Origin of the sequence: Nitrospira sp. (assembly GCA_024760545.1) — a bacterium.
Classification (GTDB): Bacteria; Nitrospirota; Nitrospiria; order Nitrospirales; family Nitrospiraceae; genus Nitrospira_D.
The window spans coordinates 1336828-1351904 of sequence record CP060501.1 but is presented as its reverse complement, the minus strand read 5'-3'; the positions used below and the strand labels follow the sequence as shown (position 1 = coordinate 1351904).

Here is a 15077-nt window from a genome sequence, read left to right as displayed (position 1 = left end):
GAAGACGCATGTGGTTGGAGGATGTATGATGCACGCCCCGCTATTGAGGCAAAGGACCATGATCGCATGTCTCGTGGTGGCTGGGTTCGGCGTGGCAGGGTGCGAGACCAACCCCTACACAGGCCGGTCGCAGTTGTTGATGTCGTCGGTCGGTCAAGAGATGCAAATGGGGGCGCAGGCGTATAATCAGATCAAAACCGATCCGAAGATGAAACTGTCCCAAGATCCCCGTGAAATCGAACCGGTGAAACGAGTGGCCGCTCGGATCGTCGAAGCCGCGAAACGCTCAAAATATGCCGAGATGGCCAAGCAGTTTCAGTGGGAAGTGTCCGTGATCAAAGATGACAAAACGGCCAATGCGTTTGCGCTGCCTGGTGGAAAAATGGCGGTCTACACGGGTATTTTCCCCATGGCCAAGACGGAAGCGGGCTTGGCAGCCGTCATGGGGCATGAGGTCGTGCATGCGTTGGCTCGCCATGGTGCGGAACGCATGAGTCAAGGGCAGCTGACGAATATCGGGTTACAAGCTGCCGGTGCGGCGATTGGAATGAGCGGCGGGAACCCTATGCTTGGTCAGGCTACCATGGCGGCGCTTGGAGTGGGAGCGCAGGTCGGCGTTCTCCTTCCCTTCAGCCGAAAACATGAATCGGAGGCGGATTACATAGGCATTCTCTTGGCCGCTGATGCGGGGTATGACCCGCGTGAGTCGGTTGCCCTTTGGGAGCGGATGGCACAGTCCTCGGGAGGGGGCGGACCGGCTGAATTTTTATCCACCCATCCCGGCCACGAGACCAGAATTGACCAATTGAAGAGTTGGATGCCGGAAGCCATGGCCCTCTATCAGAAACGAACTCCGGTGCCCGCTGTACCGTTGCCGGAGGTAAGTGGGCGATAGTCGGCGCGAGTTCCGTCGACCCAATCGCACATGGTATCCACAGCTCTCCTTGTTTCCGCCTACGGCCTTTCGTATACTGAACCCGCGTGGGTGGAGGACTGGATGGTCGCTCGGTGCTTGTTGGTATCGGGAGGAAAGTCCGGACTCCATGGGCAGGGCGCTGGGTAATTCCCAGGCGGAGTAATCCGACACCGGCACCACAGAAATCAAACCGCCGATGGCCAAGGCGAATGGATCCCATCTGGTCGCTGAGGCACAGGTAAGGGTGAAACGGTGGGGTAAGAGCCCACCGCGGTGGTGGTGACATCACCGGCATGGTAAGCGTCGCCCGGTGCAAGGCCAAATAGGAAGACATGTGCAGCGCTCCTCGCGGACTGTTGCACACCGACTGGCCCGGTCGAGGTCTTCGGGTAGGTCGCTTGAGGTTCGAGGTAACTCGAATCCCAGAGAAATGATCATCCAGGCAAAGGGGAAACTTCTTTGCGGGACAGAATCCGGCTTACAGGTTCTCCGCCCACGCCCTTTTGGGGCGAACGCCATATCTTCCGGACGATCTCAAGTCTCTTCCTCCGGGCGTTCCGTGGGGCCTCGTATTGACGGTCGTCCTTGAGGATGCTAGGATCTCGAATCTTTCCCCTTGATTTCAAACACATTTGTGCACGATGATGCGTCTTTCGCAAGGCGTGTCTTTTGAGGTCTGATCCTTTGACGGCAGACCGGATCTTGCGGTCGTAGGGAGGGTTGTCATGAAACTCACCGGTGCTGAAATCTTCATCGAATGCCTGAAGCGAGAGGGAGTCAGAACGGTCTTTGCGCTTCCCGGTGGAGTGGTCTTGAAGATTTTCGATACGCTCCATCAACAGAAAGATGTTGAGGTGATCTTGACGCGCCATGAACAGGGCGCGGGGCACATGGCAGAAGGCTATGCCAAGGCCACCGGGAAGGCCGGCGTGTGCCTGGTCACTTCCGGTCCCGGTATGACCAACGTGATTACGGCGTTAGCCGATGCCTATATGGATTCCGTCCCATTGGTCTGTTTTAGCGGCCAAGTCCCGACCAGTTTGATCGGGAACGATGCCTTTCAGGAAGCGGACAATGTGGGCTTGAGCCGACCCTGTACGAAGTACAATTTTCTCGTGAAAGATGTGAACGACTTGGCGGCTACGATCAAAGAGGCATTTTATATCGCGACCACCGGCCGTCCCGGGCCTGTTCTCGTCGATATCCCAAAAGATGTGTCGATGGCCAAAGCGGAATTCACCTATCCGAATTCTGTCTCGATCCGAGGCTACAACCCGACATACGAAGGGAACAAATGGCAGATCAAGCAGGCGGCCGAAGCCATCATGAAGGCCAAAAAGCCGATTCTCTATGTCGGCGGCGGCGTGGTTTTTTCAGGAGCCTCGCAAGAACTGCTCGAACTGGCCGAGATGACACAGATTCCAGTAGACATGACGCTGATGGGCTTGGGTGCATTTCCCGGAGAACATTCTCTCTCCATGGGCATGATGGGGATGCACGGGACCTATCAGGCCAACATGGCTGTCCATTACTCCGACCTTGTGATCGCGGTCGGCGCTCGGTTCGACGACCGAGTGACGGGGAAGGTGTCGGAGTTCTGTCCCTATGCGAAAGTGATCCATATCGATATCGACCCGACGTCCATTCGAAAAAATATACACGTCGACATTCCGATCGTCGGCGATTGCAAGGCGGTCCTTCGCGAGCTGAACCAAATCTTGCGTGCGACGGTAAACGGCGAGCAGAAAGAACTGCGGAAGCCGTGGTGGGATCAGATCCGAGAATGGCAACAGGCCCATCCGTTGATGTATCACCAAGACAAGGACGGGCCGATCAAGCCACAGCAAGTGGTCAAGCGGTTGTATGAACTGACTAAGGATAGGGATCCGATCGTCTCGACCGATGTCGGACAGCACCAGATGTGGGCCGCGCAGTATTTCAAATTGGCGAAGCCGAACCGGTGGTTGACCTCGGGGGGACTTGGAACGATGGGCTTTGGCTTCCCTGCCGCGATGGGTGCTCAGGCCGCCTTCCGGGATCGTCTGGTGCTTTGTATTGCGGGAGACGGCAGCATCCAGATGAATATGCAGGAAATGGCGACGGCCGTGGTGAGCAAACTGCCGGTGAAGATCATCATCTTGAACAACGGATTTCACGGTATGGTCCGGCAATGGCAGGATCTATTCTACGAAGGGCGCTACGCGTCGAGTTATCTGGATACGACTCCGGATTTTGTCAAACTGGCGGATGCCTATGGAGCGGTGGGATTGCGGGTCAAGAAAGCCGACGATCTCGATGCCGTGCTGAAAGAAGCCTTGTCTACGGATAAACCGGTCATTGTGGATGTTCCGACGTATCCGTTTGAGAACTGCTATCCGATGATTCCGGCCGGCGGGTGTAATCATGAAATGATTTTGGAAGATCCGCCGGAGTTGAAGAAGAAACAATCCGGTGCGGCGAAAGTGACGCCGGAAGATAAAGATACGGTGCTCACGGCTTAAAGGAAGGTCTGAGTGGTGGGTGCTTAGTGTTGGGTGGTCGGCTCAGCTCTCGGTACTCGAGTCTCAGCACTGAAAAAGATGGAACATATCATCTCGGTAACGGTTGAAAATAAGTTCGGGGTTCTGTCAAGGGTCGCGGGGCTATTCAGCGGTCGGGGGTTCAATATTGAAAGTTTGTCGGTTGCGCCGACGCTTGATCCGTCCATGTCGCAGATGACGATTGTGACCACGGGTGATGAACGGATCATCGAGCAGATCGTGAAGCAGTTGAATAAACTCATCGACGTGATCAAAGTCGTGGACTTGAATGAGACGGAGTTTGTCTCACGAGAGACCGCGATCATCAAGGTCCATACAAAGGATGAGGATCGGGCCGAGGCGCTCAGAATCGTGGATATCTTTCGGGCGAACGTGATCGATTCGACGCCGAGTACCTACACGATCGAAGTCTCCGGAGATCCCAAGAAAATCGAAGCGATCATCAACTTATTACAACCTCTTGGAATCAAGGATTTGGTACGCACCGGCCGGGTGGCCGTCGCACGAGAACCGGTCCGATCTGCGGCGGTCCAGACGAAGAAAGTGGCCCGCGAGTAACGTCCTGCTGAGTATGCAGAATTGCTAGAGAAGGGAAAGGGTTGGTCATGAAAATCTACTACGATAAGGATGCCGATATTCAGCAGATCCGAAGTAAGACTGTGGCCGTGATCGGCTATGGGAGCCAGGGCCACGCCCATGCGCTGAACCTGAAAGAAAGCGGCGTAACGGTCGTCATTGGGTTGCGTGAAGGCGCGTCTTGGAAAAAAGCCGAACAGAGCGGACTCAAAGTCATGCCGGTAGCCGATGCGGTCAAGGCGTCTGATGTGGTGATGATTCTGGCGCCTGACGAGGCGCAGGCCGCTATCTATCGACAGGAAGTCGCGCCCAACCTCAAAGCCGGGTCGTACTTGGCGTTCGGTCATGGGTTCAATATTCATTTTGGGCAGATTGTGCCGCCGGCCTCAATCAATGTTTTTATGGTGGCCCCAAAGGGACCGGGACACCTCGTTCGTTCGGAGTATACGAAGGGCAGCGGAGTCCCTTGTCTCCTTGCGATTCATCAGGATCCCAGCGGCGCCACCAGGCAAGTGGGATTGGCCTATGCGAGCGCGATCGGGGGTGGACGCGCCGGTGTGATCGAAACGAATTTTCGTGAGGAAACCGAGACCGACCTGTTCGGTGAACAGGCGGTGCTCTGCGGAGGACTTACGTCTTTGATCCAGGCAGGGTACGAGACGCTGGTCGAGGCCGGGTACTCGCCGGAAATGGCGTATTTCGAATGTTTGCATGAGGTGAAGCTCATTGTCGACCTGATCTACCAAGGCGGGATCGCCAATATGCGCTATTCGATCAGCACCACGGCAAAGTATGGTGATGTCACTCGAGGCCCGCGGGTGGTCACCGAACAGACCAAGCAGGAAATGAAACGGATTCTTGAAGAGATCCAAACAGGGCGGTTCGCCAAAGAATGGGTCCTCGAAAATCAAGCCAATCGGCCGGTCTACAATGCGCTGCTTGCCAAAGGCGAGGCGCATCCCATCGAGGCGGTCGGAGCCAAACTGCGGGGAATGATGCCGTGGCTCAAGAAAGATCAGCTCGTCGATAAGACAAAGAACTAAGGACTGCCGGTTCTGGTCTCGCATCGTTCAACGATTTGACGTACAATGATCATATACGTCTCGCCTTTCCCCTGCGACCTTAGTTCTTCGGAGAGGCGTGGCATCCTTCATAGACTGAGGTAACTCCGTGGCAGATCGTGCGGTCGGCGTTCCCTTTGCCAAAGAAGGAATTCCCTTCATTGCGGTTCCCGCCGGCGTTACACTGTTGACGGGATTGCTGGGTTGGCCGGTCGTCGCGTTTGTCGGTGCCGTTGCGACGCTGTTCTGTGCCTGGTTTTTTCGCAATCCGGACAGAGTTATCCCACAAGGTCCGAATCTTGTGGTCGCTCCCGGTGACGGAAAAGTGATTGCGATCGAGGAAGAGTTTGAGCCGAGATACCTGAAAGAGCGCAGCGTCAGGGTCACGATCTTTTTGAATGTGTTCGACGTCCACATCAATCGGATGCCCTGTGACGGCGTGATCGAAAATGTGCAGTATCAACCGGGCCTTTTCATGGTGGCCAGTAAGCCGGAAGCCACGTTCATGAACGAACAGAATGCCTTGATGATCAAGACACCTGAAGGCATCAAGGTCTTGTGCGTGCAAGTGGCCGGATTGATCGCCCGGCGCATTGTGTGTTGGGTCTCGCCACGGGATCAGGCTGTCCGAGGTGAGCGGTATGGGTTGATCCGTTTTGGGTCGCGCATGGATACCTTTCTCCCGATCGGTACCACGTTTCGGGTGGCTGTCGGGCAACGGGTAAAGGGTGGCGAAACTATCCTAGGAGAATTGCCATGAAAACGGCAGGCTTCAGGAATTCGTTCGGGAAAGAGGGGAAGCGGCGGAAAGCCGCCATGCATCTCATCCCCAATCTTTTCACGACCGGTAATTTGTTTTGCGGAATCTTCGCGATACTGTCCGTCTTCAACGCGAACTACTTGGAGGCGGCGATTGCAATCCTCGTCGCGATGATTTTTGACGTCTTGGACGGGAAATCGGCCCGCCTGACCAACAGTACGAGCCAATTCGGTCTGGAGTACGATTCGCTGTCCGATGTGGTCTCGTTCGGTGTCGCACCGGGTCTGCTGATCTATTCATGGGCGTTGAGCGGACAGGGTACATTTGGCGTGGCGGTTATGTTCGCCTACGTTGCCATGGGAGCCGTGCGGTTGGCGCGATTCAACTCCACGGTCGCCTTGTCTGACGGCAAATATTTTACCGGGTTGGCTATTCCTGCGGCTGCCGGAGTCGTCGCTTCTCTGGTGGTCTTTGATCACTACCTCCTGAAGATGGGAGCAGAGACCCGGCCAATCGTGGTGCTGCTTATGACGCTGGCCCTCTCGTTCTTGATGGTCAGCACGATCAAGTATCGAAGCTTTAAGGAGCTGAAATTTAAAGGCCACCGGCAGATTACCTATCTGGTTTGGGGTATTCTCACACTGATGATGGTGGCAGCTTGGCCGGCGGTTATGTTATTTGTCATCTTTGCCGGTTACGCATTGATGGGGCCGGCTGAAAAAGTATTTTGGCTGGTTGCCCCGGCCGGCGGAAAAAGGAACATTGGGAAAGTCGAGCCGTCGCCGATCGAGTCAAAACCGTAGCTGCGAACAATCGACGGGAGGAACTGGAATTCTCATGAACGGCTAAGACGAGGAGTAGTACGCGAGCAGTCTAGAATAACAGAATGTTAAAAGCGGTTATCCAGCGAGGCCGCAGTGAGTGAAAAGACGAGGCGTACGGTTGTAGATGTACGTTGAGCCTTTGAACGATGCGAGAACGAAGCGGGGAACCGGTTTCAACATTCTGGAGAGAGCTGGTGGATGGTGCAAACCAGCCTAAACGTCGCCGAACTCGCCTCTGAGCCGAATCTCCGAACATGAAGTAGGAGATTCCGTCTTGTCTCCGTAAGAGGCAAATGAAGGGCCTGAACATCTTCAGGCTGAATCAGGGTGGTACCACGGAGCGCGTCAAGCCTTCGTCCCTGTTTGCGATGGGATGAAGGCTTTTGTTTTACAAGCTGCTGAAAAAGCCTTCCCGCTGCGTTCTCAGTCGTTCGAACCCCTCAGCGTACCAACACGCGTACGCCTCGGGGTCCTCACTCCTTGCGGCCTTGCCGGAAGGACTTTTTGAGCAGCTTGTGAATCGGAGGTGAGTCATGGCACGCATGATCAGAATTTTCGATACGACCCTGAGGGACGGTGAGCAATCGCCCGGCGCCAGCATGAACGTGGAAGAGAAGGTCATGGTGGCCAAACAACTGGCGCGGCTCGGCGTGGACATTATTGAGGCCGGGTTTGCCTATAGCTCGCCCGGGGATTTCGAAGCAGTGCGGCGCATTGCGCAGGAGGTCGAAGGGCCGACGGTCTGCAGCCTGGCGCGGGCCCGTCCCGAAGATATCACCCGGGCTTGGGAGGCGCTCAAAGGGGCGCCGAAGGTCCGAATCCATACCTTTCTCTCGACGTCGGATATTCACCTGAAGCACCAGTTTCGGATGACGCGCGAGCAGGCCAAACAGCGTGCGGTGGAGATGGTCCGGCTGGCGCGTGGGTATGTCGATGACGTCGAGTTTTCACCGATGGATGCGAGCCGTTCGGATCCGTCATATCTCTACGAAGTGATCGAGGCGGTCATCGCCGCCGGGGCCGGCACCGTCAATATTCCCGACACGGTGGGGTATGCGGTCCCACAAGAGTTCGGCGCACTGATCAAGGGAATTTGCGACAAGGTCCCTAACGCGAAACAAGCCGTCATTTCCGTCCACTGCCACAACGATTTGGGTGTCGCGGTGGCCAATAGCCTGTCGGCCATTATCAATGGGGCGGGCCAGGTCGAGTGCACGATCAACGGAATCGGCGAGCGCGCGGGTAATACCTCTTTGGAAGAAATCGTCATGGGCCTGCGGACCAGGAGAGATTTCTACCAAGCCGATACCGGGATTAGAACCGAAGAGATCGCGAAAACCAGCCGCTTGGTCAGCAAGATCACGGGGATGGTGGTGCAGCCCAATAAGGCGATCGTCGGAGCCAATGCCTTTGCCCATACGTCGGGCATTCATCAAGACGGATTGCTCAAAGAGAAGACGACCTACGAAATCATGCGCCCGGAGTCGATCGGATTGGTCGAGAGCCAGATGGTGATGGGCAAGCTCTCCGGGCGTCATGCGTTTCGGCAGCGCCTGGAAGAGCTGGGCTACGCGCTCAGCGAGGAAGAGATCAACCACGCGTTCGAGCGATTTAAGAAACTCGCCGACCAAAAGAAGGAGATTTTCGAGGAAGATCTCGAAGTCATTGTCTCGGAAGAGTTGTCGAAGATGGCCGACCGTATTGCGCTCAAAACATTTCACGTCTCGAGCGGAACGGACCAGGTCCCAACGGCCACGGTCGAACTGGAGATCGATGGGAAGTCCATCGCTCAAACCGGCACAGGCGATGGGCCGGTGGACGCCGTCTATCGCACCATTGCCGCGATGACGCAGACCAAGAGCAAGTTACTGATGTATGTCGTGAAAGCCATTACCGGTGGGACCGATGCGCAAGGCGAAGTGTCGGTGCGGGTTCAGGAAGACGGCCGGACGGTGACGGGCCACGGGGCCGATACCGATATCATCACGGCCTCTGCCCGGGCCTATTTAAGCGCATTGAACAAGCTGGCCTATCTGGCGACCAAGCAGGCTCAAGGGGAACAGAAGGTGAACTTGATTTGACGGCGCTCTCCACGATACAGTCTCAATTTCCGTGACTTAGCGTGTTGAGGTTGAGGGGGCTTGTCCGTGTTCAAAGTCACGCTGGCGGATCGCCCCGAGTTTCTAGCCGGCGACCATACTCGCTTGCGGGAGATTTTTCACCCGGCAAAGCATCAGCTCAAGCTGAATTATAGTCTTGCCCACGGCACTCTCCCTTCCGGTCAACGATCGAAGCGACATGTTTTGGCGTCGTCCGAGGTCTATTATTTCATATCGGGCTGTGGCCGATTGACGATCGATGACCACGTCACGCCGGTCGAAGCCGGGACGACGGTCTATGTTCCCCCTGGAGGGCAACAGTTTCTCGAAAATACCGGCACGACGGATATCGAATTCTTGTGTTTCGTGGATCCGGCCTGGCGAGTTGAAGATGAACGCGTGTTGGAATAGACCATGGGCGGATTGAAGATCGAAAGGAGCAATGGTGAAGGCCAAGATTGCAGTGCTGGCCGGTGACGGCGTCGGACGCGAGATCGTTCCTGAAGCTGTGAAGGTTCTCAAGGTCATCGCGGATAAATATGGGCATTCGTTCGAATTTGCCGCGGCTGATATCGGCGGTCAAGCGATCGATAAGGCCGGAGTTCCGCTGCCGAAGGATACATTGGCGCTCGCGAAGCAGAGTGATGCGGTCTTGCTGGGAGCCGTCGGTGGCCCCAAGTGGGAAGGGTTAGAGTACAGCCTGCGGCCAGAACGCGCGCTGCTCGGAATCCGAGAGGCCTTAGGGCTCTATGCCAACTTGAGGCCGGCGAAGCTGTACTCCAATCTGGTGGATGCGTCCACGTTGAAGCGTGAGGTTGTCGAGGGGATCGACATCCTCGTGATTCGCGAACTCACCGGGGGAATCTACTTCGGCAAACCCAAGGGCATTGAAAAGCTGCCCAATGGCGAAGAACGGGGATTCAATACGGAGGTCTATTCCACGGAGGAAGTTCGGCGCATCGCCAAGGTCGCATTCGAAGCGGCGCGGAAACGGCGCAAGAAGGTGACCTCGGTCGATAAGGCGAACGTGTTGGAATCCTCGGAGCTGTGGCGAAAGGTCGTCATCGACGTCCACGCGTCCTATCCGGATGTTGAACTGGGGCATATCTACGTCGATAACGCCGCCATGCAGCTGGTGCGGAACCCTCGACAGTTCGACGTGCTCCTCTGCAATAACATGTTCGGGGACATTCTCAGCGATGAAGCAGCGATGCTGACCGGTTCGATCGGCATGTTGCCGTCAGCCAGCATCGGGGCGAAAGTCGGGCTCTTCGAGCCGATTCATGGGAGCGCCCCTGACATTGCAGGCAAGAATATCGCCAATCCTATCGCCACGATTGCCTCGGCTGCGATGATGTTGTCGTACGCATTTCACCTTGAAAAAGAGGCTGAAGCCATCGAGCAAGCCATTGTGAAAACGCTCGACCTCGGGTATCGCACGAAAGATATTCAGAGCCCCGGAGCGCGGATCGTGGGGACCGTCGAGATGGGCGAGGCCATCGTGAGAAATCTGAACTAGTCAGCGGCCTGATCTATGGCAACCATTCTTTCCACATGGATGATCAAAACACTCGCAGGTAACGGCGAGGCGGGTTTTGCGGGAGACGGTGGATCGGCGGATCGGGCCTGTTTGAATGAACCCAAAGGCGTCACGATCGATCATCGCGGACACGTGTATGTGGCCGATTCAGAAAATCAGGTCATTCGAAAAATCGATGGCGTCAGCGGTATCATCTCGACCGTAGCCGGGAGACCCAGCGACGATCAGACCCATGCACCGGTGCGACGGGAAGCAGGTGTCCAGCCCACGGATGAAGACCCGTTCGCTGATAGTGGTCGAACCACCACGGAGAGATTTACACAGCAGGCGGATTTGAGCGGAACCGTCCGATATTGGACCAACGGGGCACCCACTTCACAACGGTATGGTGGGGACGGCGGGCCGGCGGTGAGCGCGGATCTCAACTTCCCCACAGCGGTGGCTGTGGACCGGGAGGGGAATCTCTATATCGCCGATACGATGAATCATCGTGTGCGGATGGTGGAAACGGCAACCGGGATGATCTCGACGCTGGCAGGGACAGGTCAGGCTCGTTTTTCCGGCGACGGCGGTCCCGCGCATCACGCTGCGCTCAATGAACCCTCGGCCTTGGCCGTCGACGATGGAGGCAGGCTCTATATCGCCGATCAAAGCAATCATCGTGTGCGTGTGGTAGACCTTAAGACTCGCGTGATTCACACGGTTGCGGGAACCGGGACAGCAACGTACGACGGAGATGGGCAGCACGCTGTTGACGCAGCCCTTGCGGGTCCCAGTGGATTGGCCTTGGCGGCCGATCGACTGTACATAGCCGATACCTTCAACGGCCGAATCCGATGTGTTCAACTCTCATCTGGTCTGATTTCCACTGTGGCGGGTGATGGCGGAGCCTATCGGTACGAATCGCCGTCGGATCCGCCGTCGCCGAGTCTTTCGCGCCCAACGGGAATTGCCGTCGATCATCAGGGAAACCTCTTTCTGACCGATTCCGACAGTCACCTCATCCGGCAATGGGATTCGGCGGATGGGGTGGCATTCTGTGTTGCGGGTGTTGGAATTCCTGCCTATTCGGGAGATGGGGCAGCCGCACGAGAGGCAAGTCTATGTTACCCGTTCGGTATTGCAACTGGTCGCGATGGAACGTTGTTGGTAGCGGACACCTTTAATCATCGTATTCGCATGTTGGCATTGGAGTAAGCGTCTCATGATCAAGAAGAAACCCGGATACATCGTGGCAATCCTCGGCGCGACCGGCGCGGTGGGGAAGGAAACGCTCGACATCTTGGAAGAACGGAAATTTCCGCTGGCGGGACTCAGGCTCTTTTCGTCCAAGCGATCGGCCGGCGAGGTAATGACCTGCCAGGGTAAGGAGTGGACGGTTGAAGAGTTGACCGAATCCTCGTCGTTCGATGAGGTGGATCTGGCGTTTATCTCCGCGACGGACGCCATCAGCAAAGAATACGGTCAACGATTGGGAGCGGCCGGCATTGCGGTGATTGATGATAGTGCCGTATTCCGTATGGATGATCAGGTTCCTTTGGTGGTTCCGGAGGTGAATGCCGCAGCCTTACGTTCAATGCCTCGGGGAATCGTCTCGATTCCAAACTGTACGACCACTCCCTTGGTTATGGCGCTCAAGCCCCTTCACGATGCGGTGGGGGTGAAGCGAGTGGTGGTCACGACCTTTCAATCGGTGTCCGGAACCGGCACCGCGGCCATGGACGAACTGATGGATCAAACGAAAGACTTGCTGGCATTTCGCGACGTCACGACCAAGGTCTATCCCTATCAGATCGCCTTCAATCTGTTGCCGCACATCGGCTCGTTCAATGAGGGAGGCGACTGCTCGGAGGAAGTCAAGATCGCGAAAGAGACCCGAAAGATTCTCGGTACACCGAACCTTCGGGTTACGGCGACGACGGTGCGCGTTCCCGTACTCCGTTGCCACTCTGAAGCGATCAATGTTGAATTGGAACGTCCGTTGAATTCAAACGAGGCGCGTGCCGCGCTGGCAGCGATGCCCGGCGTGATCGTCTATGACGATCCGGTGAAAAAGCTGTACCCAATGCCCCTCGATGCAACCGGAAAAGATGAGGTCTACATCGGCCGTGTGCGGGAAGATGAATCGATTGCGAACGGCCTTAACCTCTGGGTCGTGTCCGACAATCTTCGCAAGGGCGCGGCGTTGAACGCCATTCAGATCGCCGAGTGTCTAGTCAACAGCTAGCAGCATTCTGCCAACTGGGATGAAAGTTGATGCCGGAATGGAATACCTTCGGCAAGATCTTAATCGGGATAGGGCTTGGCATCGTCGGGCTTGGGGTCCTGTTGGTCCTGGTGGACCGGATTCCCGGCCTCGGAAGCGCATTCAGTTGGTTGGGAAAGCTTCCGGGTGATATCTCCGTCAAACGTGATAACTTCAGCTTCTATTTCCCCATCGGGACCAGTATCGTCCTCAGCATCCTTCTGAGTCTGCTATTCTATCTCCTAGGATGGTTCTTCCGAAGATGATAGCAAGATGGCTCCTGGCCTGCACGGCTGGACTGGGACTCTGCCTCGGCTGTCTCATGATGCCGGAGGCCCAAGCGGCTCAATCGATTCGTGTTCTGTTGGCATCAGATGTTCGGCAGTTGGAAGTGTATACCGATCAGACCCTTTGGGTGACTGATGAGCGTGATCAGGCGTGGGCGTATCGGTCCGCGCTCCGGATCAAGGCGCAGGGCCAGGTGCTGCTTCTCAACGGCAAACCGGTGACGAGCGATCAGCTGATGGTGCGGGCGGGAAGTCATGACGTGAAAATCTGGTTGAATGGGAACGGCAATAAGGCAGTCCTGCGCGCAGGCGATGAGAAAGGTGCGGTCCAGGTCAGTGGGTCGATCCAACTCGTTCGGCGAGGGAAAGGCTTGCTCGTCGTCAATTATGTCGATTTGGAGGAGTACGTCAAAGGTGTGGTGCCGGCCGAGGTGAATCCCGCCTGGCATCCCGAGATGTTGAAAGTTCAGGCAGTCGCGGCCAGGACCTATGCGTTGTACCAACACATGCTCAGCGCTGCTCGGGACTATGATGTGGTTGCCGGGACCCAAGATCAGGTGTATCGTGGCCGCCAGGGTATCGATGGACGGGTCATCCAGGCCGTGGAATCCACGAGAGGCATGGTCGTGACCCATCAGGGGGCTCCCATCTATGCCGCCTTCTCATCGACGGCCGCAGGGATCACGGAAGATGCCACGATTGTGTGGTCGAAGGATCTGCCCTATTTGAAAGGCGTTGAATGCCCGTTCGACATCGAGTCTCCGCACTATCAGTGGAAAGCGTCGTTTACGATCGATGTGTTGGAGAAGAATTTACGGCAACAAGGATTTGCGGTGGGAACGATCACGGCAATCGCACCGCTTACCTATAGTCGTGCAGGACGCGTGGCCACGTTGCAGATTTCGCACTCCCTGGGTGAACTCGTTCTGCGGGGAGAAGATCTGCGTAAGGCGGTAGGGTATACGGTGGTGCCCAGCACGCAATTTACGATCGAGTCCGTCGGCCGGGATGTCATCCTTTCCGGGTATGGAGCAGGCCATGCAGTGGGCCTCTGTCAGTGGGGCGCGAAAGAACTGGCAGAGTTGGGCTATTCCTTTTCGAGCATTCTTCGCTACTACTATCCTGGGACCGAGCTTCGCGATGCTTCATTGACCCAGGCTCCTCCTGCCCCTTCGGTTCCTCCTTCGTAATGCAACGCTCAGATTATGACTTTCCATTCGATCCTGCACTGATCGCGGTGCAGCCGATCATTCCCCGGGATCGGGCGCGATTGCTGGTCCTGGACCGGAAGACGCAACAATTTGCACATCGTCAGGTTGCCGATCTCCCTGAATTGATGAACCCGGGCGACCTGCTCGTCGTAAACGATACCAAGGTTTTGGCTGCACGGGTGTCGGGAATCAAGAGACCGACCGGAACACCGGTTGAGGTATTGTTCGTGAAGGATCTCGGTAAGGGACGGTGGGAAATTATGGTGAAAGGCACCTTCCGTATCGGCCAGGTGATCGAATTCGATCGACATTCCCGCGCAACGATCGTGAAACGCGACGCGTCCGGTACCGAGGTGACGGTGGAAAGCCCGGATCCTGTGACACGACTCTTCGAAACGCAGGGGGCTATGCCGCTTCCGCCTTACATCAAGCGCGCCGCGACTCCGGATGATCGACGCTGGTATCAGACGGTCTTTGCCAAACACGAAGGGGCGATTGCAGCACCGACCGCCGGGCTTCACTTTACCGAAGAACTGTTTAGACGACTGGTCGCGTCTGGGGTCAAGGTTGCCACAGTGACCCTGCATGTCGGTCCAGGCACCTTCAAACCGGTGACGACCGAACGAATAGAAGACCATCAGATGGGGGCAGAAGCATTTTCCATCAGTGAGGAAACAGCCGACGCGATCAGGCAGACGAAACGCGCCGGTGGGCGGGTGATGGCCGTCGGTACCACGGTCGTCCGCGCGCTTGAAACCGTCATGAAGGAGAAGGGGATGATGGTTCCTACGTCCGGTGAGAGCCGGCTCTTCGTGACACCGGGATTTCAGTTCAAGACCGTCGATGGGCTCATGACGAATTTCCACCTTCCACGAACGACGCTCTTGATGCTGGTGTCAGCGTTCGCAGGCACCGAGCTGATACGCAGAGCTTACGAAGAAGCCGTCAAAGAGCGCTATCGCTTCTACAGTTACGGCGACGCGATGCTGATCAATTAGGCTCAACGAGAGCAGAAAGA

The 15077-nt window shown here is 56.3% G+C and carries 14 protein-coding genes and 1 other RNA gene; all 15 read left to right on the top strand.

The window, feature by feature from the left end; translation table 11 throughout:
* The first annotated feature begins 25 nt into the window (after nucleotides 1-25).
* The 15 genes from H8K03_06440 (at nucleotide 26) to queA (ending at nucleotide 15057) form a co-directional block, all read left to right on the top strand.
* Nucleotides 26-895, top strand: coding sequence for a M48 family metallopeptidase (locus H8K03_06440; GenBank protein UVT21540.1), 870 nt, complete (start codon nucleotides 26-28; stop codon nucleotides 893-895).
* A 90-nt stretch (nucleotides 896-985) separates the two neighbouring features.
* An RNA gene (gene rnpB, locus H8K03_06435) (RNase P RNA component class A) lies at nucleotides 986-1413 on the top strand.
* A gap of 228 nt (nucleotides 1414-1641) precedes the next feature.
* The gene (gene ilvB / locus H8K03_06430; protein ID UVT21539.1) at nucleotides 1642-3417 is read left to right on the top strand and encodes a biosynthetic-type acetolactate synthase large subunit; all 1776 of its coding nucleotides are present in this window, start codon (nucleotides 1642-1644) and stop codon (nucleotides 3415-3417) included.
* 78 nt (nucleotides 3418-3495) lie between these two features.
* Nucleotides 3496-4014 carry an acetolactate synthase small subunit gene (gene ilvN / locus H8K03_06425; protein ID UVT21538.1) on the top strand — a complete coding sequence of 173 codons (519 nt, stop codon included), beginning with the start codon at nucleotides 3496-3498 and terminating at the stop codon, nucleotides 4012-4014.
* A 47-nt stretch (nucleotides 4015-4061) separates the two neighbouring features.
* Nucleotides 4062-5075, top strand: a complete 1014-nt coding sequence (gene ilvC, locus H8K03_06420) for a ketol-acid reductoisomerase (protein UVT21537.1) — start codon at nucleotides 4062-4064, stop codon at nucleotides 5073-5075.
* Nucleotides 5076-5202: 127 nt separating this feature from the next.
* Nucleotides 5203-5853, top strand: coding sequence for a phosphatidylserine decarboxylase family protein (locus H8K03_06415; protein ID UVT21536.1), 651 nt, complete (start codon nucleotides 5203-5205; stop codon nucleotides 5851-5853).
* A complete protein-coding gene (gene pssA, locus H8K03_06410) occupies nucleotides 5850-6656 on the top strand; it encodes a CDP-diacylglycerol--serine O-phosphatidyltransferase (protein ID UVT21535.1) in 807 nt (268 codons plus the stop codon). Before H8K03_06415 ends, pssA begins: the two co-directional genes overlap by 4 nt.
* Nucleotides 6657-7210: 554 nt before the next feature.
* Nucleotides 7211-8758 (top strand): 2-isopropylmalate synthase, encoded by a 1548-nt coding sequence (locus tag H8K03_06405; protein ID UVT21534.1) that lies wholly within the window; start codon nucleotides 7211-7213, stop codon nucleotides 8756-8758.
* A 66-nt stretch (nucleotides 8759-8824) separates the two neighbouring features.
* Nucleotides 8825-9187, top strand: a complete 363-nt coding sequence (locus H8K03_06400) for a cupin domain-containing protein (GenBank protein ID UVT21533.1) — start codon at nucleotides 8825-8827, stop codon at nucleotides 9185-9187.
* A gap of 34 nt (nucleotides 9188-9221) precedes the next feature.
* Nucleotides 9222-10295 carry a 3-isopropylmalate dehydrogenase gene (leuB, locus tag H8K03_06395; GenBank protein ID UVT22392.1) on the top strand — a complete coding sequence of 358 codons (1074 nt, stop codon included), beginning with the start codon at nucleotides 9222-9224 and terminating at the stop codon, nucleotides 10293-10295.
* A gap of 15 nt (nucleotides 10296-10310) precedes the next feature.
* Nucleotides 10311-11513 carry a hypothetical protein gene (locus tag H8K03_06390; GenBank protein UVT21532.1) on the top strand — a complete coding sequence of 401 codons (1203 nt, stop codon included), beginning with the start codon at nucleotides 10311-10313 and terminating at the stop codon, nucleotides 11511-11513.
* Nucleotides 11514-11520: 7 nt separating this feature from the next.
* Nucleotides 11521-12543: an aspartate-semialdehyde dehydrogenase gene (locus tag H8K03_06385; protein ID UVT21531.1), complete on the top strand. Its 1023-nt coding sequence runs from the start codon at nucleotides 11521-11523 to the stop codon at nucleotides 12541-12543.
* A 29-nt stretch (nucleotides 12544-12572) separates the two neighbouring features.
* Nucleotides 12573-12827, top strand: a complete 255-nt coding sequence (locus H8K03_06380; protein ID UVT21530.1) for a DUF2905 domain-containing protein — start codon at nucleotides 12573-12575, stop codon at nucleotides 12825-12827.
* Nucleotides 12824-14038, top strand: a complete 1215-nt coding sequence (locus H8K03_06375; protein ID UVT21529.1) for a SpoIID/LytB domain-containing protein — start codon at nucleotides 12824-12826, stop codon at nucleotides 14036-14038. The genes H8K03_06380 and H8K03_06375 overlap by 4 nt, the downstream gene beginning before the upstream one ends.
* A complete protein-coding gene (gene queA, locus H8K03_06370) occupies nucleotides 14038-15057 on the top strand; it encodes a tRNA preQ1(34) S-adenosylmethionine ribosyltransferase-isomerase QueA (protein ID UVT21528.1) in 1020 nt (339 codons plus the stop codon). The genes H8K03_06375 and queA overlap by 1 nt, the downstream gene beginning before the upstream one ends.
* The last annotated feature ends 20 nt before the right edge of the window (nucleotides 15058-15077 follow it).